1 protein-coding gene is annotated in these 25,569 nt (G+C 75.0%); it reads right to left on the bottom strand.

Features of this window, described 5'->3' with window-relative positions; translation table 11 throughout:
* Positions 1-6 precede the first annotated feature (6 nt).
* Entirely contained in the window at positions 7-25,527 is a 25,521-nt protein-coding gene (locus tag ACFYY2_RS27005; RefSeq protein WP_388747543.1) for a lonely Cys domain-containing protein, read from the bottom strand.
* Positions 25,528-25,569 lie beyond the last annotated feature (42 nt).

The following is a 25,569-nucleotide window of genomic DNA, read 5'->3' as shown; positions in this document are numbered from 1 at the left end:
GTGTCCTCACTTGCCGGGTGTGCCGGAGTCGGTGCCGGGGGCGGGCAGCGGCGGCTCGACGGGGCGCGGACCCTCCTGGGGTCCGGCCGGGTCGACGGGCCGCGCCTCCCGCCAGTCGGCGGCCGTCGGGCTGGTCAGGGTGGCCAGGGAGTCGGCGAGCGTGGGTACCGAAGCCCCCGCGTCATCCGTCCCGGAGAGCTCCACCGGGAACGGGCTCCACCACACGCCGCGGCCCAGCCGCCGGGCGATCAGGTCCGCGACGACGGAAGCCGGCCCGCCGAGACCGTCGAGCACGAGGAGCACCGGGGTCGAAAGGTCCTTGCGTCGCAACTCGCCGTCTGCGGCCAGAAGTTCGGCGAACTCGACGGCCGGGACCCGGTAGGAGGCACCGCCGATGACGACGTCGAGGTGGTCGCTCTCCTGGAGGTCCACCGACGCCCTCACCAGATGGGGGACGGGCCTGTCCTTGCCGGAGGCGTCCTGCCCTGCCCACGGCGCGTCGACGATTCCCTCCGGTGCGCGGAACCTGCCCAGTTCCGGCAGGAAGGCCGAGCCGTCCTTCCAGTCACGGCCGCCGCCCATGGCGGTGCCCATGGTCGTGAACGGCACGGGCACGGTGAAGGCACCGCGCGCCTCCAGGTCGTACGCGGCCGCCACCTCCGGGTCGGCCATGTCCCGGCCCGCCGCGAACCCCTGGGTGAGCAGCCTCAGAGCCTCGCCGCGCGACGTGTCGTCGACCTCGACGGCGGGGTCGAGGTGCAGCATCTTCGCGGTGAGGGCGTCCGTGCCCGGACCGGCGGCCTGCAGCGTCTCCTCGGCCCTGACCCGCGCCCAGAACATCCGCGCCCGGTCGGCCCCGGCAGACGCGGAGTGCTCCGGTGCGGAAGGCGCGGCCGCGTCCACCGCCGCGGTGTCCTGGAGCCACCGGGCGGCCGAGAGCAGCACCGGCAGGTCCACGAACGCGCTGACGGGCAGGGGGGATCCGGACTGCCACGCCTGCGCGGCGGCGGCCAGCACACGACGGGTGACCTGCCGGTCGACCCCGGTCGTGGCGTCCGGGTGCGCGGCGATCACCCGGCGCAGCAGGTCGGGCGAGAACGGACCGGTCGCGCCGAGGTCCGGATCGGCATGCCACATGTTGTCGATCGCGCCCGCCCCGCGGATCAGGGTCGCGAAGTCGTCGGCGTCCTCGACGTCGGCCCCGAACAGCAGGCGCAGGGCACGCACCAGTCGCAGCATCTCGGCTCGGCTCCGCGGTGACGGCTCGCCCTCGAAACCGGCGGTCCGCGCGAGCCCGTCCAGCTCGGGCTCCCCGGGTTCGGGACGGCTGGTCTCCCACCACCAGCGCCGTCCGCGCGCGTCGGTGAACAGGACCCGCACGGGGTCGTCCTGGTACCGGAACGCCCCCTGCAGGGCGTAGGACAGGCGCACCTTGCGCCCCGTCACGTTCGCGAGGTGCTGCCCGAGGGAGACCGCGTCGTCCGCGAGGGGATCGGCGGCGAACGGCACGGGGAAGGAGTGGCCCGCCTGCGACAGATCCTGCGTGGTGCCGTCCTGCGGGGCCGACGAGTAGCAGACGACCATGTCGATCCAGTGGTCGCCGGGCAGGCTCGACAGGCTCTTGCGCCGCCGCAGCCACTCCCCCGCCTCGTGCCGGCCGGCCGTCCTCGAACCGCCGCCTGCCAGCGGCATCATCAGATGGCCCGGAAGCCCGTGGCCCGCCAGGTGGTACGCCTTGTCCTTCGGACCGGGGTCCTCCAGGGGCAGTTTGGCCGAGTACGTGCCCGTGGCGGGGTTGTAGTGGACGAACAGCGTCATCCGGTCGAGGAGGCTGAAGTCGTCCTCGCGCGATCCGGCGAGTTCGCCGGGCTCGTGCAGGCTCCGGCCGATCTGCTGTCCGGTCAGCGCGCTGACGACGGGCTGGGTCAGCACCTCGCGGTGCCAGTCCGGCGCGCCGTCGTCCGCGTCGGGGGCGAGGCCGGGCCGGACCGGGACCCAGGAACCGTGCGGCAGCCCGTCCTGACGGACCACGGCGAGGGTCGCCTGCGCGGCGGGGTCCGGATGGCGCCGCGCGAGACCGCTGTGCACCCAGACGGTGCGGCCGGTGCGCTCCGCGAGCTTCCTCGGCATGTCCAGGTACCGGTCACCGGCGTACGGGACCGCCAGCACGATCGGGGTGCCGGCCGGGAGGTTCTGCCCGGCCAGGTCGGCCGCGACCAGTTCGGTGAGTTCGTCGGCATCGAGGTCCTGTGTCGTCCCGTCGGGCAGCCGGGCCGTCACCCTGTCGTGCCGCCCGTCGGCCAGGACGGCGTACGGGGTGACGTCCCACGGCCAGGGTGAGACGTCCGGGACGAGCGTGGAACTGAACCCGCCGGCCTGGTCGGGCACCACGTTGTCGACGAACAGGGTGTCCAGTTCGGCGGTGTCGGATCCGGTCCAGTTGAGGCCCGGTACCCGGTGTCCGCCCACGGAGACGTATCGGGTGCGGTCCGCCGCGATCAGGCCCTGTTCCTCCAGGGAGAACGCGGTGAGCGCGGCGCGGCCGCCCGCCCGGCCGGCCGCGAGGGCCCGTCCGGTCATCGTGAGGAAGTCCCGGCGCATCTCCGGGTCGACGAGCACGTGCGGTCCGAGGTGGAGGACCCGCCGGACGACCGCGTCCACGTCGAACGCCCCGGCGCGCAGTGCCCGGTCCTGGCCGCGCAGCGCGTCCAGGGTCTCCACCGCCGCCGCGTGCCCGGGCATGGTGACGGCGATCGTGGCCTGGCGGCCCAGGTCCGCCCGGTCCACCTGCTCGGACGGGCCCACGGTGACACTGCGGCCGGGTACCCGTGCCCGGCCGCGCGAGGCGATCGCGAAGTCCCGTGCGGTCAGGGGACGCTGTCCGGCCGGCAGGTTCTGCTGGAGGGTGCCGAGTGCCTCGTCCAGCAAGCGGACGAACAGCTCGTGGGCGGTCCGCGCCCGTGCGTCACCCCTCTCGCGGGCATCCCGCTCCCGGTCCTGCGCGGTCCCGGTCCCGCGTGCGTCGGCGCCGTAGCCCGCGATGCCGATCCTGGGCAGCGGCACCCGCACACGGCGGTTGCGCAGACCTGCCTGCGCCACACGGAGAGCCAGCTTTTCCACGCTCTCCCGCGCTTCGCCCGAGGGACCGGTCTCACCCCGGCCGAACTCCACGAGGCTCAGCCGGGGCAGTACGGCGAGCGGCCCGGCCGACGAGGCGGCCACCGGTGCGACGAACACCGTCTGCCCGTCGCCGGTGTCCAGGACCGTCATGTCCAGGCCGGTCATGTCGACGTCGGCGGGGTCAAGGCCGGTCATGTCGACGTCGGCGGGGTCAAGGCCGGTCATGTCGACGTCTGCCGCATCGGCACCGGTCATGTCGAAGTCGAAGTCGTCCCAGCCGGTGGCGTCCAGGTCGAGGCCGTCCAGGTAGGGCGTGTCGAGGTCCGGCACGTCCGCACCGGTGGCCGACTGCGTTTGGGGCGCGGCCTCGACGGCGCTGTCCGCGGTGGGTACCGTCCAGCGGTGCCGCAGGCCGAGGCCGGACCTGAGGGTGTCGGCCAGCTCGACGGCGGACGCCGACACCGGCCCGCTGCCCGCCCCCGCTTCCAGGAGATGGCCGGCGACCCGGCGCACCGCGCTGCGGAACCCGTCCTCGGCGTACCGGGAGTCCGCGAGCACCGGGTGCGGCTCGGCCGGGAGCACCAGCAGGACGGCGGCGGCCCAGGCGCGGGTGAGGCCGGTCCCGTCCGCGCCCTCGGGTGCCACGTCGGCGAACGCGGTGTACGCCTGCGACCACAGCCTCCGCGACACACGCGCGGCGACCGTGTCGAGCGTGCCGGTCCACGGACCGCTGCCCGACATCCGTACCCGGACCCGGTCCAGGGGGGTCAGGACACCCGCCGGCAGCCGCCCGTCGCCGCGCAGCACCATCTCGGTCCGCTGTCCGTGGGTGAGCGTGACTCCGGCGGCGTCCAGGTCCGCCGTGCCGAAGGTCTCGCCCGCGCCGGGCGCCGGAGGTGCGGGCGGCAGGTCGGCCTCGGTCACCTGCTCCGCGATCCAACGGCGTCGGGCGGCGGTCCTCGGCACGACCGGAGCCGCCCCCTCCGCCTCGGGGCCGGTCGCGGCCGTCATCGTCGCGCGCGCCTCGTCGAGCGCACCGGGCGTGACGCCGAGGACCCGGAGCCCGGCCTCGGCGTCCTCCAGCCGTCGGCGCGCCTCGTCAACGGCGGCCCAGGCGGCCCGCGCCCCCTCTCCGCCGCCCTGCTCCTCCGCGCCGGCTGCGGCGCCGGCCTCGCCGAGCGCGGTCAGCGCGCGCCCGTGGGCCTCCCAGGCGGCGGCGCTGTCCACGGCGGCAGCGTCCGTGGCGGCTACGGACGGCACGGCCGGCGTGGCGGGTGCCTGGGGCAGCGGGCGGTCCGGCCGGGCGGCGGACCCGGTGCGCCCAGGCCGGTGCGGGAGCACGCGGACGTCCGCACCGGTCCCACGGACGCCGGTGTCCGTGCCGGAGGAGTCCCGGAGTTCGTCCAGCAGGGCCTGGGCGTGCTCGTCCGGGAAGAGTCCGTCCCGCGCGACGTTCGCCCGCAGCTCCCGCTCGTCGAGCGGATGGATGTCCCAGTAGCGGCCCCAGTTGTCCGTGTAGTCCAGTGCCGGATCGTGCCCGGGTACGTCGTCCAGGGCCAACTGGGCGCCTCGCATCACCTCGTGGACGGTGTGGTGGCCCACGGTCAGTGAGACGGCCAACATCCCCGCCCGGATGAGCCCGAGATCGAGGTCGAGACCCCACCGCTCACGCATCCGGGCGGCATGGAGCATGAAGCGGTACGTCGAACCGGCGGTGCCCGTGGCCACCAGACCGCCCGTGTCCTCGGAACTCCCCTGGAACGCCTCGCTCATGGCGATGTCGTACACCGACGTCGCCGGCATCCAGGTCAGACCCGCGCCGTCGACCGCGAGCCTGCGCTCCGCCTCGCTCAGCGGCGGGCGGGCGTCGCCCGGACGCGTGGGTGTCACCAGCGGTGCCTGCAGTTCCCGGACCGCGGCCTCCTTCTCCGCCGTGGTCAGATCGTCCGACGCCTGGATCTCCATCGCCCGTCGCATGAAGTCGGCGTAGGCCTCCCGCTGCCGTCGGCTCGGCCGCTCCGCCGCGATCTCCGGGTGCTGCTCCTCGGCGCCGCCGAGCATCACCGGCACGAGGTCGTTGGAGATGCCCTCGTACAGGAACGCCACGAGTTCCCGCAGGTTCCCGCTCCGCAGGACCCGCTGGAGCGCCTCGCGCGACGTGCCGACGACGCCCGCCTTGTACTTGCTGGTGTCGCCGAAGGTCGCCAGCTCGAGCGGACGGTCCCGGCGGGCCGCCGCCCACGCGGCACGTGCCATCTTGCGGAACTCGGCGGTCACCGCCTCGTTCGCTGCCAGGTACTCGCCCAGCCGCCTGTCGAAGGCGACGGACTCCTCGGCGTAGCGGATGCGCGCCAGGACCCACGGCGGTGCGTCGCTGTTCCGGCGCTCCGGGCTCGGCTGCGCGGAACGCCCGGGCGGCCGCGACCTCGGGCGCCCGGGAACGGTTTCTGCCCCGACGGGCAGAACCTCGGACGGCTCGGACGGCTCGGACGGCTCGGGCGTCGTGCCGGGTCCGGGCGTCAGCGGTTCGGCGGTCGCCGGCCGCGTGACGGCGGGCTCCCCGGACGGGGCGTGCCCGGCGTCCGGGGTGCTGGTGCCGGACGACGCCGGCGGGACGAGCCGGTGATCGTCGACCTCGATCGTCACGACGCGTCCGCGGTCCGGATCGGTGGCGCTGCGCACCCGCTTCGCGGACTTGGTGAGGCCGAAGTCCCGTACGCCGACGAGCGGCCCGGCCGCACCGCTCTGGAAGGAGGTCAGGATCCGGGCCAGCCGGGTGCCGAGCGCACCGGCGACGGCGTCGGCCCGCGCCCGGCCGGTCGCCTGCGAGCGGTTGCCGTGCCCGGTGACGGTGATCGACGGCATCGGCAGGCCGTGGGCACGGTTCCACAGCCCCGCGCGCGCCAGGGCGAGGGCCAGGCCGTCGATCGCCTCGTCCGCTCCGGCGGGGACACCGTGCTCCTTCTCCGCGAAGCGGATGGTCTGCTGGTGGCCCCGTGGCGTGTGGCCGTGCAGCACCACTGTCGTGAGCGGGTTGGCGACGGCGGGCGAATCCTCGGACAGCAGGGCCGCGTTGGTCTCGTGCGCCGACTCACCCGGGCGCTTGCTGTACGCCCGGAAGAACCACAGGTCCTTGTTCTCGATCACCGGAGCGGCGGCCCGGACCATCTCCCTGGCGCGCGAGCGTGCGCGGTCCACCTCACCCAGTGCCAGAGCGTGCTCGGGGCGGTCCTCGTCGAAGTACCAGGGCAGTTGCTGTGCCCGGTGGACGTCGGCCAGGGACCTGGCCACCTTCGCGAAACCCTCCAGGCGGGCGGTCTCCGCCTCGTCGGCACCGTCGCGCCGCGCCGCGTCGAGGCGTTCCTCGGCTCCGGTGGCCAGCGCCGTGAGCTCGTCCTCGCCGTAGCGGTCGAGGTTCTCGTCGATGACGTCGTCGAGAACCCCGGCCGGGATCTCGGTCCGGGAGTGGGTCTCGTTCTCCAGGGTGATCTGGTGGGTGCCGTCCTCACCGGCCAGCACGACCTGCGCGAAGTGGTACGGGGCGTGCGGGCCGACCGGGTCGCCCGGTTTGGCGTGGTTGTGCGTGAACAGCTGGGCGCCGCCGTCGTTCGTGGTGCTGATCGACTGGATGAGGTAACCCTCTCCGACCCCGGCCCACGCGAACTCGTTGACCCCGATCCGCCGCGCGGCGGCGGCCAGCCGGGGCCGCGACGGGTTGTCCTGCGGCTCGAAGCTCAGGGCGCGGCCGTACTCCTCACCCGGGGTGGGGGCGCCCACCACACCGCCGGTGAAGCGGTTGTCCTGCGCCGTCCGGCGCGCCGCCCAGCGGGGGGTGACGTCGGTGGCGGCGCGCGTGCCCCGGGCGACGTCCGACAGGGCGTGGGCCAGGTGGTGGGTTCCGGTGACCTCGCGGCCGTGCATCCCGTTCACCGGTGCCGTGGTGACGGTGCCGCCGGGGCTCCGGAAGGCGATGTGCGACAGGGGTGCGGTCGCCGAACCGGCCACCATCCGTGCGAAGTCGCGGGTGAAGGCGTGCTCGGGACCGCCGGACGGCGTCAGGAACTCGGGCTCCACGCGGAAGAGGGGTTCGCCGTAGGAGCCGTCCTCCTTCGGCAGCAGCACACCCACCGACTCGTCGGTCTTCAGCCGTACCCCGGCCCCGGCTGCCGCGAGCCGCGCCGACGACCGCTCGATCGCCGCGCGCGTGGCGTAGGCCTGCCGGCTGCGCCCGGTCGCGCCGTCCCCGGCCGCGAGCGTCGCCAGCGTCCGGTCCTCGGAGATGTGCAGCGGCGGCCGGTCGGCCATGAGCACGCGTGCGTGGTCCTGGCGCGGCAGGACCAGCGGGAGCGTGTCCGGGCCGTCGCCCTGCCCGGCCCGGACCTCACCGACGGACCGCGGGAGCGGCGGGGTGAACAGGACGCCGGTGCCGCGCCGGTCGATGACGCCGTAGTCGCGTGTCGTCAGCGGGCGGGGGCGGCGCGCCTCGATCTCCCGTTCCAGGACCGCCTGATCGGCCAGCCGGTCGAACTCCGCGTCCCCGTCGCTGCTGGACCCGTCGCCCCCGTCGTCCGGGCCGGACAGGCTGTCGGTGTCGCTGTCGGTGTCGCTCCCGCTGCTGAGGTCGCGGGCTCCGGGCAGCCCGCCGTCGGCGGCCGGGTCGGTCGGGGCCCAGCCCACCGCGCTGTCCCCGTCCCCGAGTTCCAGGATCAGGTGGCGGGTCCCGGTGGCGGGATGCACGTCCAGGACGACGGGCGCCTCGGGGTGCCAGACGCGGCGGCCCGTGGTCCCGGCGACGAGGGACGCGACCGTCGCGGCGTACTCCAGGGGGAGCGCCAGGACGATGTCCGCCCCGCGGGGGCGCCTGGGGTCGTACGAGATGAGCATCGCCAGCTCGTAGGCGCTGTCCACCCGGAAGGTCCGCCCCGGCAGGGCGATCTCCACGGCGCCGCCGGCCGCCTTCGCGACGACCACGTACGGGTTGTGCCACGGAGCGGGCCTGGGGATGACCCGGCCCCGCCCCCGGACGGCGTACGACGCGGTCTCGGGGGCGGACCCCGGTCCGGTGTAGTCGCGGCCCACGGGGCTCCCCGTGTCGTCGCGCAGGAGCGTCGGCTCGTCGAGCGCGCCCCGTCCGGTCTCGATCTGCCGCTCGATGAAGTACAGGGCGAGGTCGTCGGCGGTGTCGAGGTCGTCCGACGAGGCGTCGAGCGCCAGGGAACCGAGCAGCTGGAAGTCCGCGGCGGACGGCCTGGCCCGGCTCCCCATGTGCAGGACCTGCCGGGTGACGCGGATCAGGCCGTCGCGCAGCGCCTGTTGCGTGGGGCGGGGTCCCGCTTCGGCAAGGGCCAGGTCGTACACCGCCTCGGAGGTCTCCTCGAGCCGGTCGCGCGGGACGCTGCCGCGCAGCGGGCCGAACAGCGGGTCGAGCCACTCCGGGTCGGCCCAGCCCGGGCGGTCGGCCTCGTCGCCGGACTCCGACTCGTCGGACGCCTCCGCCACTGGGGGCAGCGCCCCGCCGGGAGGCAGCGGGGGCGGCACCGAGCCGTCGGGACCGGTCTGCGGGGAGGCGTCGGGGAGTGACACCGGGTCGACCCAGGCGGGCTCCCGGCGCTCCGCCGGAGCGTTCTTCCGCGCGTCGGCCCAGCTCGCGCCCTCGGGCGGGGTGTACGGCTCGCCGGCCCCGGCCACCGCGGCCCACAGCTGGAGGTGACGTGAGCGCAGACCGCTCTGCGCGAGACCGTCGGGGGCCTTAGCGCGGAACGCGCCGAGCAGGCTGCCGGGCGCGTCGAGCCGGCCGGGGTTGCTCGCGTCGCGCGACTCGTCCCGGAGGAACAGCTGGTGTGCCAGTTCGTGCGCGAACTCCACCGGGTCGGCGTCGGCCCACCACGCGCGCTGGTTCATCGGCCGGTCGCGGCCGACGAGGTCCACCGTCAGGTGGGGGTCCCCGTCGGGGGCGACCCGCTCGACGGTGACGTGCAGCCGGTCTCCGCCGGGCAGTTCGTGGCCCGGCTCGTTGTAGAACTCCTCCACGCCCTGGAGCACGCGTGCCATGACGGCGTCCGTGTCGGACCGGCCGTCTCCGTCGGCGAAGGCGATCCGGACCGTGAGGTCGGTGACGGTCCGGCCGCCGTGGGTGAACCTGCGCACGTCGAAGGCGGACCGCACGACGTACCGCGGCCGGTCGTCCAGGCGGGCGCGGGGCGCGGGCGGCCGTCCGGCGGAAGGGGTCCGCCCGGACTGCGGCGTGTCGGAGGCCGGGGAGCCGGGACCGGTGGAGCCGCTGGTCTCCCGCAGCGGGATGCGGAGTGCGGAGTCGCCGTCGCCCTCCGGGACGAGGTAGAGGGCCGAGGAGTCGGCCACGATCCGGTGGGGCCGGGAATCCGGGTCCAGGTCGGCCATCACCTGCGCGAGGCCGTCCATGTTGGCCACGCGGCCGATCCATCCGCTGTCGCCGCGCAGGATCACGCCCGTCGCCCCGTGGACGAAGTCGTGCCCGAACCGCGTCCAGCCGGCGGGCGGGATCACCTCGCCGTCGGGAAGCCTGATGTGCCCGGTGCCGGCGACGTCGTAGCGGAAGGGTTCCGAGCGGGACTCGGCGGCCCGCGTGTAGGTGAACCACTGGTCCGGCCGCCGGTCCGGGGCGACCGGCCCGTCGTGCGGCGCAGTGGGGGCCGGGTCCTTGCCCTTGCCCGTGGTGTCCGCCACCGAGGTGTCCGCGGGACTTCCGGTCTCCGCCGCGTCCGCACCGGGCACGTCGGTGACCGGCACCACGGATGCCGCGTCGACGCCGCCGTAGCGGGGCCGCATCACGGTGATCGCGCGCCCGACCGGCCACTGCTCCGCCACCGGGTCGAGGCCGTCGTCGCGCGAACCGCCCGGCAGGCCTCCCGGCTGCGAACCGGTGCGCGGACCGCGCGTGGCGACCTGCCGCGGACCGCCGCGGTGGTCCTCGACGGTGATGTCCACGGTGCCGTCGGCCGCGTCACCGCTGGACGCTCCGCGTCCGGGGGCCGCGACGGCCTCGACGGTGAACCGGTCGGCGCCGATGTGGGGTTCGGGGGTGCCGTCCTGGAGCGCCGCGAGTGCCTCGGCGAGTTCCTGCCGGAAGGAGGCCGCGACCGCTTCGGTGCGTACCTTCGCGAGGTCCTTTCCGGTGAAGCGCCCGGCACGCCGGCCGCTGACCCGGATGTCCGGCAGCGGCAGTCCGTTGGCGGCGTTCCACAGCGCCGCCCTCGCCACCACCCTGGCCAGATGCCGGACGGAGTGCTTCGCCCCGTCGGGGGTCTGCTGGACGCCCTTGCCGAACGAGACGGACACCGGCAGCGCCTGCTGGCCGCGGAGCACCACGGCGGTCAGCGGATTGGCCTCGGCGGAGGGCCCGTCGCCGAGGAGTGCGGCGTTGGTGTCGTGCGCGGACTCGCCCGGACGCTGCGAGTACATCCTCATGTACCACTGGTGCTTGCCCGGAATGACGGCCTCCAGCTGACCGATGCGGAGCGCGGCGGCGCGGGTGGCGCCCTCCAGCGTCCGCTCGGCGGCGGCCCGCTCCGGTGAGCCCGCTGCCGCCGCCAGGGCGTCGGTCTGCGCCTGCTTGGCCCTGACGAGCGCGAGGGTCAGGTCCAGGTGGCCGCGCAGCTCCGCGAGGTGCTCGCCGCCGCCCGCCTCCAGCCGTTCGATCTCCCGGCGCAGTCGTGACGCCATGTCCCGCAGCTCGTCCAGGTCGTGGTTGCGCAGGTTCGCCTGGACGGCCCGGCGGTGCCGGTGGTTGCGCTGGGAGGCCCTGGCGTGGTTCTCCAGGGAGATCTGGTGGCTGCCGTCCTCGCTGGCCAGGACCACGGTCAGGAAGTGGTAGCCGAAGTGCGCTCCGCCGGATTCGGTCTGCGGTTTCGCGTAGTTGTGCTCCAGGCTGGGCTGCCCCTGCTCGCCGGGAGCCGCGACGGACTGGACGACGTAACCCTCCCCGATGTCGGCCCACGCGTGCTCGTTGACCCCGATGCGGCCCGCGGCGTCCGACAGGGCGTCACGCCGCGGGTCGCTCTGCTCGGCGAGGCTGAGCGCGCTGCCGTACGAGCGGCCGGGCAGCGGTCCGCCGTCGCCGCCGGTGGGCCGGTCGTCCTGCCGCACGAGCGACGCAGCCCAGCTCGGCTCCGCCGTGCCGGGGTCCTCGTCCCCGTCCGCGACACCGCCCAGGGCCTCGGCGAGGTGGTGGGTACCGGTGACCTCCGCGCCGTCGGAGGCGTTGACCGGGGCGGTCACCGCCGGGCCGCTCCCCGGCACCCGGAAGACCACGTGCGACGTGCGGGAGAGGTCGGCCAGCATGTCGGCGAAGTCCCGGCAGACCTCCTCCGTCGAACTGCCCGAACCGGTGAGGAACACGGGTGTCACGCGGAACAGTCGTCTGCTCCCCCCGTCGGCGGTGGGCAGGATGACGCTCAGGTCCCTGTCGGCCCGCAGCCGCACCGCCGTCCCCGCACGCGACAGCTTGACCGACGCGCGGGCGACGGCCTCGGCCGTCGCGAAGATCTGCTGCCCGTACGCGCCGTCCTCGACCGCGAGCGTGCGGTCCGAGGAGATCCGCAGAGCGGGCCGCTCGGAGACGAGCGTCTCGTGGTGGTCCTGCACGGACATGGCGAGTTCGGGGGCGTCCTCGCTGGCCGCGAGCGCCCTGGGCGTCCGCCAGCTGCCCCGGACGCCGCCGGGCCGGCGGAAGAGCACGCCCGTGTCCCGGCTGTCGACGATCCCGTAGTCCGTCGTCGTCAGCGGTTCGGCCCGGCGCGCGTCGGGGTCGTTGCCGTACATGCCGACGATGTCCCCGACCTCCCCGCCGTCGCCGTCGCTGCCGCTGTCCGCGTGCCGGTCCGGCCGGACGGAGTTCCACGTCCTGCCGGTGCCGTCGGGGACCGGGCCGAGCATGATGTGGTCGGTTCCGGTGCGCCAGTCGGTGGACGGACGGGGAGCGTGCTGCGAGTACCAGACCTTCGCGCCGGTCAGGTCCGCGATGTGCCGGGCCAGGGACTCGACGTCTTCGTGGGGGAAGGCCAGGACGACGTCCGCTCCCGCACGCCGAGCCGGGTCCCGCGCCACGAGCCGCGCGAGCTCACCGGGATCGTCCAGGGTGAGGACGCCGCGGGGCGTGTTCAGACGGACGGAGTCCCCGTCCGCCTGGGCGAGGACCACGTAGGGGTCCGACCACGGCGCGGGCCAGGTGCTCAGCAGCCCGTCCTCGCCCTCGACGGCGTACGAGTCGAGGGCCGGCACCGCGTCCCCGGTGCCGGTCCAGTTCCGCACGGTGCCCTGCGGGGACACCAGCCGGGTGCCACGGCCAAGGGCGGCGTCATGGCTCCTCAGATACGCGGTCAGGGCGGCCTCGTCCGCGAGTTGGGCCGGGGTCGCGCCGAGCGCCAGCGACCCCAGGACCAGCAGTTGCCGCTCGCCCACCTCGGCGTCCGGGCCCAGGCCCAGCACCCGCCCGGCCAGACCGTGCAGGGTGTCCCCGGTGCCGGTGGCCACGGAGGCCGGCTGGGGGTGCCGCTGGGCGAGTTCCCGCAGTGACAGGGCCGTGCCGACCAGCATCTCGGGCGCGTAGTCGTCCCGGGCGGCCGCGCCGAAGAGGAGGTCGAGCCAGAGCTCGTGCGCGGCCTCCTCGGAGTCGTCCTCGCTGTCCGGCTCACTGTCCGTCTCGCTGGTGTCGTCGGTGAACCTGAACCGAGCGAGCTCCTCCGCCCCGGAGAGCGTGCTCAGTCCGTACGCCTCCTCCTCGCCGGGGATTCCCGGCAGATCGCCTTCGGCCGGCGACCCGGCTGTGTCCGGGCCCGGTCGCACGGTGCCCTCCGGCGCCTTCTGCCCGGACTCCGGCCCGTGCTCCTTCGGCGCGCCCTCCTTCGCATCGGGCGTCACAGGTGCCTTCGGCGCGCCCTCCTTCACCTCCGGTGTCACGGGTGTCTTCGGTGCTGCGGACGTCTTCGGCGTCCCGTGCGTGTCCGGCCGGGGTGCGGGGGTGCGCGGGGTCACCGGGACGAAGTCGCCGCCGCGGCGGCGGAGCCGGATGTGCGGGGAGTGCTCGCCGGCGGGGCCCGGGTAGGTGTGGGTGGTGCCGTTCTCCTCGATCAGGGTGACGGTGGTGCCGGTCGCGGAGGCCGCCCACTCGGCGACGGCACGGTCGGCCCCCGGCCCCCAGGGGCCGGTGGCGAGGTACCGGCGCAGGTGGCCGGCGCGGGCTTCGGCACTCGGCTGCGGCGCGCCCGGCCGGGTGGTCAGCGGCGGTGGCGCGAAGAGGGAGTCGCGCTCGGCGGGGACTCCGGGCAGGCCGTACAGCCGCATCAGGCGGGCGGGTGACTGAGCGGCCCGGGCGCGCAGCCTGATCGCCTCGCTCCGCGCCGTGCCGGGCACGTCGGCAGCCTGCCGCAGGGCCGTGGAGAGCGCGCCGAAGAAGCCGTTGCCTCGGCCGGAAGGGGGGCCCTGGGTGTAGGTGGCACCGTCGGGGGCGGTCAGCACGCCGTCCCGGTCGAGGCGGTGGCGCGGGCCGGTGCTGTCCGCGGGCGGCGCCCAGGGCGGGGTGGCGTGGCTGCGGTGAGCGGGCGGCCTACCGGTCACCGGCCGCGCGCCGTCCGTACCGGTGGCGGTGGCCGCCGGGGCGGGCAGCGGCGCGGCGACCGGCGCCGGACTCCCCTGAGGCAGGGCGATGTGGAAGAAGCCGCCCGTCGTGAGCAGGACGGGGTCGGTCGCCGGGGCGACGGCGGCGGGGTCGGTGCCGTGCGGCAGGAAGAGCTGCTCGCGTCCCTCGTCCGTGACCACGGTGAGCGGTGTGCCCATGACGCGGGCGGCCAGTGCGGGCAGCAGGTCCGCGCCGCCGTGGTCGCCGGCCCGGCGTTGCGGCGGTGCCGGTTCGCCGTCCGCGCCGTCCTGGCGCGGCTCGTTCGCGAACGGGCGGGAGAGGGCCGCGGTGGCCAGCGCGACCCGCTGCGCGGGGGTCGGCCACAGGGTCTGCGGGAGGCGCCCGAAGGCGTCGAACTCGGCCTGCTGAGCGGCGGTCAGCCGTATCCCGGCGCCATCGAGTTCGGCCTGGGTGAAGGTGTCCAGGGCGTCCAGCGCGAGGGCGTCGAGCAGGTCCTCGTTGCCGTCCTCGCCCAGGGCCCAGGCGAGACGGTCCCGGGCGGCGCCGACGGCCTCCGCCGTGACCGCCGGATCGCCGGGGGCGGCCGCGAACCGCTCCGCGAGGTCGGCCCCGAGCAGGTGCGCGAGCCGCCCCCGGTGCTGGGCGGCGGCGAGCAGCGAGTGGAAGAACGACGCACCGTCGTGCGGCATGTCGTGCACCTCGCGCACGGTGACGCCGTCCGGGAAGGTGAGGGTGCGCGGGGCGGTACCGGTGCCGTCGGCGATCCGGTACGGCTCGGGCGCCTCGGAGCGCCAGGCCGGTGCGGTGTACTCCTGCGGCCCGTCCTTCACCGGCACCGAGGCGGAACCCTGGTGGTGGGCCGTGAGTCGGGAGGCGGCGAGGTGCAGCCGGTGGTGGTCCGCCGCGGCGGCGGCGGTGCGCCGCTCCCAGTCGCGGACCTCGTGCCGGGCGCTCTGCCAGGCGGCGACGGCCGGGGACCCGTCGAGGGCCGGGGGGAGTCCGGCCGTCCGCTGCGCGTCGTCCGCCCCCAGCGCCGCCTGTTCGTCCGCACTCAGGTCGAGCCATGTCTCCCTGGCCCGGGCCCTGGCGTCGTAGTAGCCCTTCTCCGCGGCCGCGAGGTCGCCGGCCGCCTTGCCCTGGGCGTCCCAGGCCGCGACGACCTCGTCGGTGAACGTGGTGTCGTCCAGGAGGCCGTAGTCGCGGGCGATGTCCTCGCGCAGCCAGACCAGCGCGGTGGTCTCGGCCTCGGCGGCGCGCGGCCCGCGCTTCGCCTTGCCGAGGGCGAACATCGGGCGGCTGTCGGTGATCCGGTGGTCGACCTCGGACACCGAGAGCCAGCTCACCGGCAGTGCGAAGAGCATGCTCCGGTCGGTGACGACCTTGAGGTGGGTGCCGAGGGTGGTGTCGGCGGCGCCCTTGAGCGTGGTTCCGTCGTTCGTGCCCGCGACCGGGAACGTGGCACCCGGGTTGGTGACGCCCGCGTTGCTGTTGCCGGCCAGCGGCGCGGTGCCCACCGCGCCTTCGACGTTGTCGGTGATGCCCGCTTCGTGCGCGTCGGAGGTCTTCGACCGCTGCATGGCCTCCATGCGCGGCTTGTTCTCCACGGCGAGCAGCCGGGCACCGCGGCGGTGCATCTTCGCGTACAGGCGGGAGTTGGCGGTGTGGAACTGGCCGAAGAGGTGGGCGGACGCCTGGGTGGGCAGTGCCGCCCCGCTCGCGCCGAGCGCCTCGCGGAACCCGGACGTCAGCCCGCCCTGTGTGGTGGCCTCCTGCTGCGCCTGGGCGGGGGCGGTGCCGAGGCCGGTGAGGGGGGTGTGGCGGGCCATGCGCACGCGTGCGCCGAGGACGCTGCCGGTGTGGCGTTCGCCGAGGTCGCCGTCGCCGAGGCCGTCGGCGCGGGCGGTGGCGAGGGTCAGGGCGTCCCGCACGTTGGAGGCGCCCAGGATGTCCACGGCGAGGATGCCCGAGCCGATCCGGTCGTCGAAGGGCAGGACGTCCGGATCGGCGCTGCCGGTGGGGTCCCCGGCGGAGGAGGCCCGCCAGGCGGCGATGCCCTCCGGCCGCGCGCCGTCGGCGGTCAGCATCCGCACCGCGCGCTCGGGTTCCGGCACGTCCTGCTCGGTGACCGCGCCGTCGGCACCGTCGCCGTCCGGCGTGAGCAGACTCGCCGGGAGGATCTCGTTGAGGCTGCCGACGGGTACGCCGACGACGCCGGGGGTGAGTGCGTCACCCGCCGCGTCCGTCATGGTGACGGTCAGGGTGTAGCCGGTGATGATCTCGGCGTGCGCCTGGGTGGTCGCGATGTTCGGCATCGCGGTGGTGCCGGAGGTCTCGGTCCGGGCGCTCGCCCGCTGCTTGGCGGCGGTTCCCTGGAGCGAGGGGTTCGCCACGAGGATGCCGCTGTCCGCCGCGCGCTGGCCTCCGCTGAGCGTCACGTCGGCGCCGCGGTCCTGGGAGGCCGACGCGGCGTCGTCGCGGGCGGTCGTGCGGTAGTCCTCCAGTTCGTAGCCGGTCCGCAGCCTTTCCACCGTGGTGGTGACGGGGGTGAGCTTGAACGCGACCTGCCCGGGGCTGCCGCCGACGGGCAGGTGGAAGGGGCTGGACCAGGTGCGGTAGCGGACCGGCAGCGCCATCCCGTCGGTGGTCAGCTCGTGCTGGTGGGCGGCGAGGAAGTCCGGGGAGAGCCGCTGCAGGACCTGTTCCCGGTCGTGCGAGGACACCCCGATCTGCTCCAGCTGTCCCATCAGCTGCTGCGCCGCCCGGGTGGCGTCGAGCCGGCCGCTGGGATGAGTGGGGAAGCGGCGGCCGCGCAGGAAGGGCGGAATCCGGTAACCCCCGCCGAGGTTGCGCGGTGTGGTGGTGCCCAGGCCGTCCGGCGCGATCCCGGCCTCGATGACGTCCTGCATCGGCAGGTGGAACATCACCGCGTCCCGGATGCGGTGCAGCGCGGCTGCGGCCCGGCGCGGGGCGAGGCCGTCGCCGAGGCGTCCGGAGAGCCTGCCGGCCGCGGCACTGACGCGGGACCCGGCGCGGGTGCCCACGGCGCCCATGACGGCCGTCCAGCGGTCCCGCACCGCGACGGTCTCGACGGAGTCGGCGACCACGAGGTACATCCGCCCGGCGAACGCGAGGGTGGTGTTGCGCCCCCGGGTCAGGGTCTGCGAGACGCCGCGGCCCTTGCCCCACGCGTACTGCAGGGCGGTCGAGTAGGAGCCGACCACCGCCGGCCCGCCCGGTGCCTGCTGCAGCGGTGTGTCGGCGCCCTGGAGGCCGAGGGTGGTGCGTGTGACCGTGCTCGCGCTGCCGTTGATCCGGTGCTCGTTGCCGACGGTGGTTTCGAGGCTGGCCGGCTTCGGGTCGCTCTTGACCCGGAAGTTCCCCAGCTCGCCGCGGACGGCCGCCTTGAGGTAGTGCGTACGGAACGGTCCGGCGCCGTTGAGGCCGGTGATCCGGGAACCGAACGGGCCCAGGTACTGCCCGAGTTGCCCGGCGACACTGAGATTCGCCACCGCCCTGCGCAGGGCGGTGCGCACCGGGGCGCCGGGCGCGCTGACGTGCCAGGAGGAACCGGAGGCGCGGTCGGCGGTGTCCTGCACGAGGCGTTGGCGCTCCGGTCCTCCCTCGGCGCTCAGGACCACGTGCGGGGAGCTGAGCAGCTTCGTGGCGAGCTGCCGGTCGGCGGATTCGGACCTCGGCAACGGCCGTGTGCCGTCGAGCAGTTGGTCGGCCTCGGTGGAGGAGAGCTGCCGCGGTGCGGGCGCCGCCACCGGTGCGGGCGCCGTACCGGTGGCCGGCGGGTCGACGGGAGCGTGCCGTTCGGAGCCGTGTGCCGCCGGCACGGCCAGCTCCACCCGGCCCACGGTCTCGTTGCCCCGGGCGAACAGGGGCCGTTCCTCGACCTTGCTGACGAAGACACCCGCGCCCAGCAGACCGACGGACGCGAGCCGCGCCCAGCCGCGCGGGCGCCGGTGGCCCTCGAACGTGGCTCCCAGCTCGACCTGGTAGCTGTAGAGGTCTGCGCCGGTCTGGAACATCAGGTGGTCGTGCGTGACCGCGACCGTGTTCCTGGTCGCCTTCTGGTCGGTCCTGGCGTGCCGGGCTCCGACCGCCACGCTGCCCGCCTGGCGGGGCAGTCCCACGTCCGGGACCTTGTCGTGGTCGCGCGGCGAGATGCCCAGCTCGACACCGCCGGAGAGGGTGATGGACGCCTGTTGCCCCTGGCCGGAGACCTCGGTGCCGATCACGGCGTTGCGCAGCGAGCGCTCGCTCATCGTGGACTCGAACCGCCGGTCGGTCAGCCGCGCCCTGAGAATCAGGGTGTGCTGACCGCGTCGCACCTTGCCGTCCTCGGTGAGTGTGACCGGCACTCCCGTGGTGGTCAGGTCGTCCAGGCTCTGGGCCAGACTGGGCCGGTTCAGCGCCTCGCGCACCTGCCGGTCGTTGTGCAGCGCGGTCCGCATCCGCCCGTCGCCGTACCAGAACTTCGCGAGCCGGGGATGCCGGAGCATGAACGTCGGGACGAACAGCGAGGGGTACGAGCGGTGCAGCGTGTCCACGACGGCGTCCCCGAACGCCCGCATGGGGTCCTGGGGGACGGGCTGTTGAGGCTGCGTCTGCCCCTGCGTCTGCGTCTGTGTCTGCGCCTGGGTCCGCGGGCTGCCGGGCCGGAAGCCCTCGGCGCGGACCTGGCCGCTCAGGTGGACCGGGTCCTCGCGGGTGAGGTACCAGGGGACCGGCGGCTCGGCGTCCGGGTGAGGGCCGGTCCGGCCGGGCGTACGGCTGTCCCAGCCCGCGAGGCGGCGGGCGTCCTGGGTGGAGATCCAGTCCAGCGTGACCACCCTGACCGGGCGGGCGGCGGAGGGCGGTTCACCGGGCTTGCGCACCATCAGCGTGCGCTCCACCCGGTAGAGGGCGACCGGGTGGTTGCGGATCCGGCCGGTGGTCTTGCGGGCGGCGTCCGCGCCGAGGTAGTGGCCCCGCCCGGTGGCGATGTCCGCCCGGACCAGCGGCCCGCCCTGGAGGCGTACGTCGGTGTCCGCACCGGCGAGGGTGTAGTTCGGCCCCGAGGTGACCTGGAACCCCAGCCGGGTGTCGCGGACGTGCCCGCGCTCGTTCTGGTAGGTGATCTGGGTGAGGTCGCGCAGCTCCGCCTTGACGGACTCCGCCACCAGCGTGGCGCGGTGGGGCACCGACCGCTCCACGATCAGGTGCCCCAGCGGATGCTGTCCGCTGCCCCGGGTGAGCTCGGGCCCGGTGACCGGTCCCGCGAACCGGCCGAACAGGGCGAGGAGCCTGCCGGGGCGGACGTACGAGACCAGCGTGCGGTGCGCCGAACTGCCGGGCCGCGCACCGGACAGGGCGAGTGCCAGGTCCTCGGGCGGGTCCGTCAGGTGCAGCCCGGTGGTGTCGGTCATGCGCGGCTCGGCGCCGTCCGGGAAGGTGAGCGTCGCCGGTGCCCGGCGGGGCCCCTTGTAGGGCACGGTCAGGTCGTCGGGCAGCCGCCAGCTCAGCCCGTCGCGCATGGCGAACTCCGCGGTGTGCACCCGCGAGCGCTGCCAGCCGCGGGCGGGGCGGGGCGCCCTGGTGCCGCCGTCCCCGGTGGGCGCCGGCGGCCCCTTGGGCGCGGGCGCCTCGGTGACGCGGTCCACCCGGACCCGGTAGTGGACGTCGTCCAGGTGCAGGTGGGAACCCTCGTGGGCGCGCCACTCGGACTGGTTGTAGGCCTGGGTGCCCTGCGCGTAGTCGGTCCTGCGGGTCCAGCCGAGCGAGAAGCCCAGCTTGAGGAGCCAGTTGAGGGGCGGACCCATGCTCAGCCCGCCCGCGACGCGTCGCCCGAAACCGACGCTGCGGCCGCCGCCCGTACCCGCCTGACCACGCCGCATGGTGTCCAGCCGCACGGTGCCGCCGTCCACCTCGGAGAACCGTTCCCAGCGGTGGTAGGGGACGGCCTCGACCGTCATCTCGTGGCCGACCCCCGACTTCTCACGGCCCACGAAGCGCGCACCGCGCGGGGCGGTGAACGCACCGGGCTGCTCGGTCAGCAGCCTCAGCAGGTCCGCCTCGTCGAACTGGGCGCGCAGTTTGGGCGGGAGGCCGCCCAGGATCTCCTCGGCCACCTGCTCGGGCGAGCGCAGGGTGGTCCGGCCCAGGCCGGTGAAGAGGCCGGCCGGCCGGTTCCGCCCCGCGCCGTCCGTCCGGCTCCCGGGAGTGCCGTCGCCGGGGTCGGCGTCCGGGTCGATGAGCACCGTGGGTATCCGGCTGCCGTCGTCGAAGGTGACGGTGCGCGGGGCGGGGCCCGGAGGCAGGACGTCCTGGCCGGTCATCAGCCGTGCCGGGCGGTGCCGTTCGAGCTGGGTCTCCAGCGGTACCCGGTCGCCCCGGTCGGGGGCGTCTTCGTCGGTGCCGTGGTCATCGGTGCCGTGGTCATCGGTGCCGTCGAGGTCGGTGATGCCGCCCATGCTGCGCAGCCACTCCCCGAAGACGGGCGAGCCCTCGGGCTCCCGGGGAGTGGCCGGGTCCGGAGTGACGTCGGGGTCCTGTGGGGGCGGCAGGGGGGCGGAGGCGGGGACCAGGGCGTCGAAGTGGTCCGTGCCGTTGTAGCCCAGGTGCAGGGTGCCGCTCCGCCCGCCGGGGTTGAGGGTGTTGACGAAGGTGCTCCCCGGCGACCGCGGGTCGGGCTGGACGAGCCGCAGGTCCAGGTCGAGGGTGTGCGCCAGTGCTTCCGGAAGCAGTTCGGCGAAGGGGGAGGACCACAGCGCGGGGAGTTCGGCCGCCGAGGCGACCAGCCCCCTGGCGCCGAGCCGCCGTGCGTCGGCCGGGGTCGGCGCCACACGGGCGAGCTGCGCGTACGCGCTCTCTCCGATGATCCGCTGCCACACCACGGCGTCGCCGCCGGTCACGACGTCGTCCGCGATCCGGTTCCAGAGCCGGGTGATACGGGTCCGCTCGGCGGAGTCCCGCACCCCGGCGAGCGCGCGCATGCGCAGGTCGTCCACCACGGCGAACACCGGGTCCGGGATCGCCTCGGCCACACCGTCGCCGAGTTCGGTCCCGGTGATCCTGTCCCGCAGCGCACGGCGCAGGCCGGTGATGCTCCGCGCCGCCCAGGCGGGCGGCACGTCCCGGCTGCGCGCGCTGTCGAGCAGCGACCGGAAGAGGCAGTCACCACCGCCCGGAGTGTCCAGCCGCCGGAAGGCCAGCCCGTCCGCGCGCACGCCGTCCGCGGCTCCGGGCGCGGTCCTGCTGAGGAGGGTCATGTCCTCGGCGATGCTTTCCGGTGAACCCGGTGTACCCGGCGTACCCGGAGCGTTCACGCGGGGCGCCGGGACACCCGTCGCCGACGATGGACCACTCAGACGGCGTGTCAGTTCCGCGGTGTCCGCGGGACGGAGTCCCAGCTCCGACAGCGGCAGCGGCGCGCTCGACAGCGACCAGGCGATCCGCGCCGAGGGCGAGACGGCGAGGCCCCGTGCGTCCTCCTGGGAGACCGGAGTGTCCGCAGACAGCTCGGGCAGGGGCGCGGGCAGCAGTTCACCGAGTGTGGTGCCGGGTCCCGCGCCCGCCCGCAGACCGGCGGCGGCACGCAGGAACGCGGTGTACTGCCCGGGAGTGGGCCCGCCCGCCGGATCCGTGCCGGGGTCCGCGGCCGGGGCGTCCGGCGTGGTGCCGCCGGCCGCGAGCCAGTCGGTGACCATCCTGCGCAGCAGGTCCGGCGTCATGCGGCCGTCGCCGTACCTGGCGGCACTCTCGGCCGTCAGCCAGCGCAGGCCGTCCACATAGGCGAGTCCGGCGAGCAGATCCCGGTTCTCCGGCCGCTGTTCGGCGTCCGGACCGAGCGCGTCGCGCAGCGTACGTATCTGCTGGAGGGTGCGGGCACGGGCGAACACGTCGGCGGGACCGGGGCCCGCGTGCAGGCCCGCGTCGCGTGCCACCCCGTCGAGTACCGTGCCGCTGGGTTCGGGGGTGAACAGCCGCCAGCGCCCCGGGCCGTCGGGGCCCTCGGTGAGCACCGCCCGGACGTCGCCGTCACGGTCGCGGGCGGTGCCGACCTCGGTGGTCGGCGCGTACACCGGCCGTCCCGTCCGGTTCGCGACGTGCTGCGCGACCGGCAGGCCCGCGATCTCCGGCTGCCGTCCGGTCTCACAGGAGAACAGCACCAGCGGCCGCTCCTGATCGCCGTCCTGCGCCCACGCGGTGAGCACCGCACCGAGTTGTACGCCGCTGACCTTCACGCTGGGCCGCGCCGCGTCGTCGGTGCCGAGGGTGACAGTGCGGGAGGTGCCGTGGCCCACGAAGTAGTCGGCGCCCTGCTCGGTGTCCACTCCGGGGAGCGGGGCCGGCGGACCGGTGAACACCGTGCGGCGGACCGGCGGGGCCGGGGCGGAGGAGGCGGGCGTGGACACGGTGCGTACGCCGCGGAAGGTGTCCTGTCCCAGCAGCGCGCGGCGCCCGGTGTCGCGTTCCGTGCCGTCCTCGGCCGGGCTCTGCGAGATGGTCAGCATCCGGACGGCGCGCCCGGGTGCGGGCCGGGCGCTCCCGGACGGGACCAGCCGCCGCACCTGGGCGAGGGGCACGGTGTGCCCGTCCAGGGTGATCACGGCCGGTTCCCCCGCGGTCTCCGGGGATCCGGTGGTGCTGCCGCCGGCCGTCCCGCTCTCTGCGGGACGTACGACGATGCGGGCCTGCGACGGGGCGAGGGGTGCGATCGGCGCGGGAGGCGTCGCGGGGACGTCCACCGGCGGCGGGGGCGGGGTTCCGCCGGTCCCGGCGCCGAGTCCCGTGCCGGACGGGGAGGTCCGGCCGGCGGTCGTGGTCCTGGTTCCGTCACCCTCGCCGGACTCCAGGTGCAGGTCGGTGGCCGTCTCGGCAGCGGGGCGGGACAACGTGGCGATCTTGTCCGGGGCGAACACGGTGGCGGCGGGGCCGGTCCCGACGCTCCGCGGCGGAGGCGCCTTCTCCTGGAATGCGGCCGGAGGCGCCTTCTCCTGAACGGCAGGGGTGGAGTCCACCGTGCCGACGCCGGTCGTCCCGATGCTCTGGGTGCCGGGTCGGGGCATCGGGCCGAGGGCGTCGGCCAGCGGCAGCAGCACGTCCGCGCCGGGGAACGCGGTGTCCGTGGCGCCGTCGGCCTCCGGGCCGGGCGTCGGGGCGGCGAGCGGACGGACGCGGACCGGCGCGCCCGGCCCCTCGCGGGTGAGTTCGGCGGCGGCGCGCACCGGGGGCCCTCCCCCGACCTGCGCGACGGCGGGCCCGAGCACGACGGCCCTGTCGGTACCGGCCCCGTCGAGCAGCCCCGCCGCCTCCGGCGCGCCCTCCCCGGGCGGCGGCACGGCGGAGACGACGATCGTCAGCGGAGGCGCCTGGGCGGCGTCCGGGTCATCGGCACCCAGGGGGGCGGACTTCGGGTCGGCCGAGCCGTCGGCGTCCGATGCGCCGCCCACGGCCTTCGTGTCCCCGGTGCCGGTGAACGAGCCGACGGTGCCCACCTTGGTCGGGGCGGCAGGGACGCCGGTGTCCGGAGCGCCGGTGTCCGGGGCATCGGTGGCCGCGACTCCGTCCGCTGCGGGGGCGGAATGTGCGGCGCCGTGGGTGTCCGGGGCTGAACCGGTGCCGTCGGCCGGGTCGAGCTGCCCGCTGCTGTCCGGTGTCGGGTCCGTCCCGGTCCGCCCGGAGGGCTCCTGCGCCTGGGCTGTCCCGGGCGAGGACCCGGACTGCTCGGACGCCTCGGCAGCCGTCTGCTCCCCGCCCGCCGGAGCCGCCCCGTCCGCGGTCCGTGCGCCTTGGTGCGGGGTGGCGGACGAAGCCGGTCCCCCGCCCGTCTGGGGCACACCGCCCGGCCGGGCGCCACTGCCCGTGCCGGAGGCGGTCTGGTTGGCGGACCCGCCCGTGGCGGATGGAACACCCGCGCCCTGACCGGGCACCGGGGGCGCGGGGGCGCTCGGCCCGGCCGTCCCACCGGTGTCCGCCCCGGCTGCGGCGGAACCGCTGCCACGCCCGCCCGGGCCTGCCTCCGACGGGCCCTCCGCCGCGACCGGCATGTCGACCGCGACCGGTGTGTCGACCGTGACCGGGGTGGCGAAGCCGTCGAGTGCGCGGCGGACCTCGTCGGCGTCGACCTGGGCGGCCGGGCCGCTCCCGGACGGCACGACGCGAACCTCGGGCAGCTGCGACAGGCTGGAGTGCAGCCCCTCGCGGACACCGATCTCGGTGCCGCCGGGTATCGCGCCGCGCAGGGCGGCCAGGTCGCGCAGGGCCTGTTCGCGGACCTCGGAGGGCCCTTGGTGGACCTGCTGCCACAGCGCGTTCTCCGAGGCGGTCGCCGGCAGGGAGCCCGGCGTGTAGGCCGGAGGGTCCACGGGCGTGTAGGGCGGAGGGCTCTGCGGGGCGTACGGCGGTGGCCCGTCGCCTGTGACGTCCCGCGTCCCGCCGCTCCCCACGGTCGGCGGGGGCGACGTGGCCGCGGAGCCCGTGCCGCCGGTGGTGTCCGTGTCCGGGGAGCCGCCCTCGCGGTCGGCGCCGCCCGGCTTCGGGGACCCCTCGGAGTCACCCGTGCCGGAGGCACCGCCCGAGACGGTGAGGGGCTGGACGCGCAGTCTGTCGATGACGTGGCGCAGTTCGGCCCCGCTGTTGAGGGCGGTGTCGGTGAGCGTGCCCTCGACCTGGCTGCTGACGCCCGCCCCGACGAAGGTGGACCAGCTCGTGGACCAGTCGCCGTCGAAGGCGCCCTTGATCAGGATCTCCGCAAGCGCCTCGCCCGAGCCGGCGGCGATGAAGTCGGCCGTCCCCTTGATGCCGTAGTGCCCGGCCACCGCCCCGGGCCGGTCGGCGTTGTTGCGCAGGATCTGGTTGTTCCGCCAGAGGTTGACGTTGTTCCGGAAGGAGAGCGGATCGTTCCGGAAGGTCACCGGCGGATTGTTCGAGGGGCCGGGCCCGTTCGCGTTCGGACCGGGACGGTCACGGTCGGGGTGCGGCGTGGGTCCGGGATTCGGCTTGGGGCCCGGGCCGTTGTTCTTGAAGTCGATGCCCGGGGGGTTCTTCGGGTTCGGGTTGTTCTTGAAGCCGAGGTCGGGGCCGTTCTTCAGGAAGTTGTTGTCGAAGCTCTTGACGATGCTCTTGGCGAAGCTGTCGAAGATGCTCGTGAAGAAGCCGGCCGCGGCGCCGAAGGCGGCGGACTTGAGGATGTCGTTCCAGTCGAAGCCGTCGGGCCGGCGGCCGTCCGGCGCGAAGTTCATCATCGCCAGCCGCACGGCGAACGTCGTGAACGCCTCGGCGAACGCCTCGGTCAGCGAGGGTGCCAGGTGCAGCCGTTGGAGCAGGTGGCTGAGGGTGGTGAGGATGAAGAACCGGCTGCGCAGCTTGGCCATCATGATCTGGCTGGCCGACGCACCGCCGGTGAAGAAGGACATGGCGAGGTAGATGGCGATCTCGATGAGCAGCCGGATGATCTCGGCGATGACCTGCCACTTGGACTCCATGATGTCCATGGAGGTCTTGCGGCGGCCTTCCGCGATCTTGTCGAGCTGGTCCGAGAAGTCGCGCAGGTAGTTCTTGCCGCCGTCGTCGATGAGCATGCCCATCGCCCTGCCGTAGGACTTGGCGAGGTCGTCGGGCATGGACTCGCCGATGTCGTGGATCGACTTGTCGATCAGCGAGGACAGCCTGTCCAGCTTGCGGCCCAGGCCGGAGTAGGGCCGACGGCTCTCGTAGGCGAGGTCCTCGTCGGCGTCCATGAGCCTCTCCCCGGTGAGGATGAAGATCATCGCGTTGACCTCGGGCGAGACCTGGATGCTCAACGGGGACCGTCCTCGGATCCGTGAGGGCAGGACGGAGCGGCC

It is taken from the genome of Streptomyces sp. NPDC001822 (assembly GCF_042892135.1).
Classification (GTDB): Bacteria; Actinomycetota; Actinomycetes; order Streptomycetales; family Streptomycetaceae; genus Streptomyces.
The sequence above is the reverse complement of the archived record's forward strand: the minus strand, read 5'-3'. Positions and strand labels throughout refer to the sequence as shown.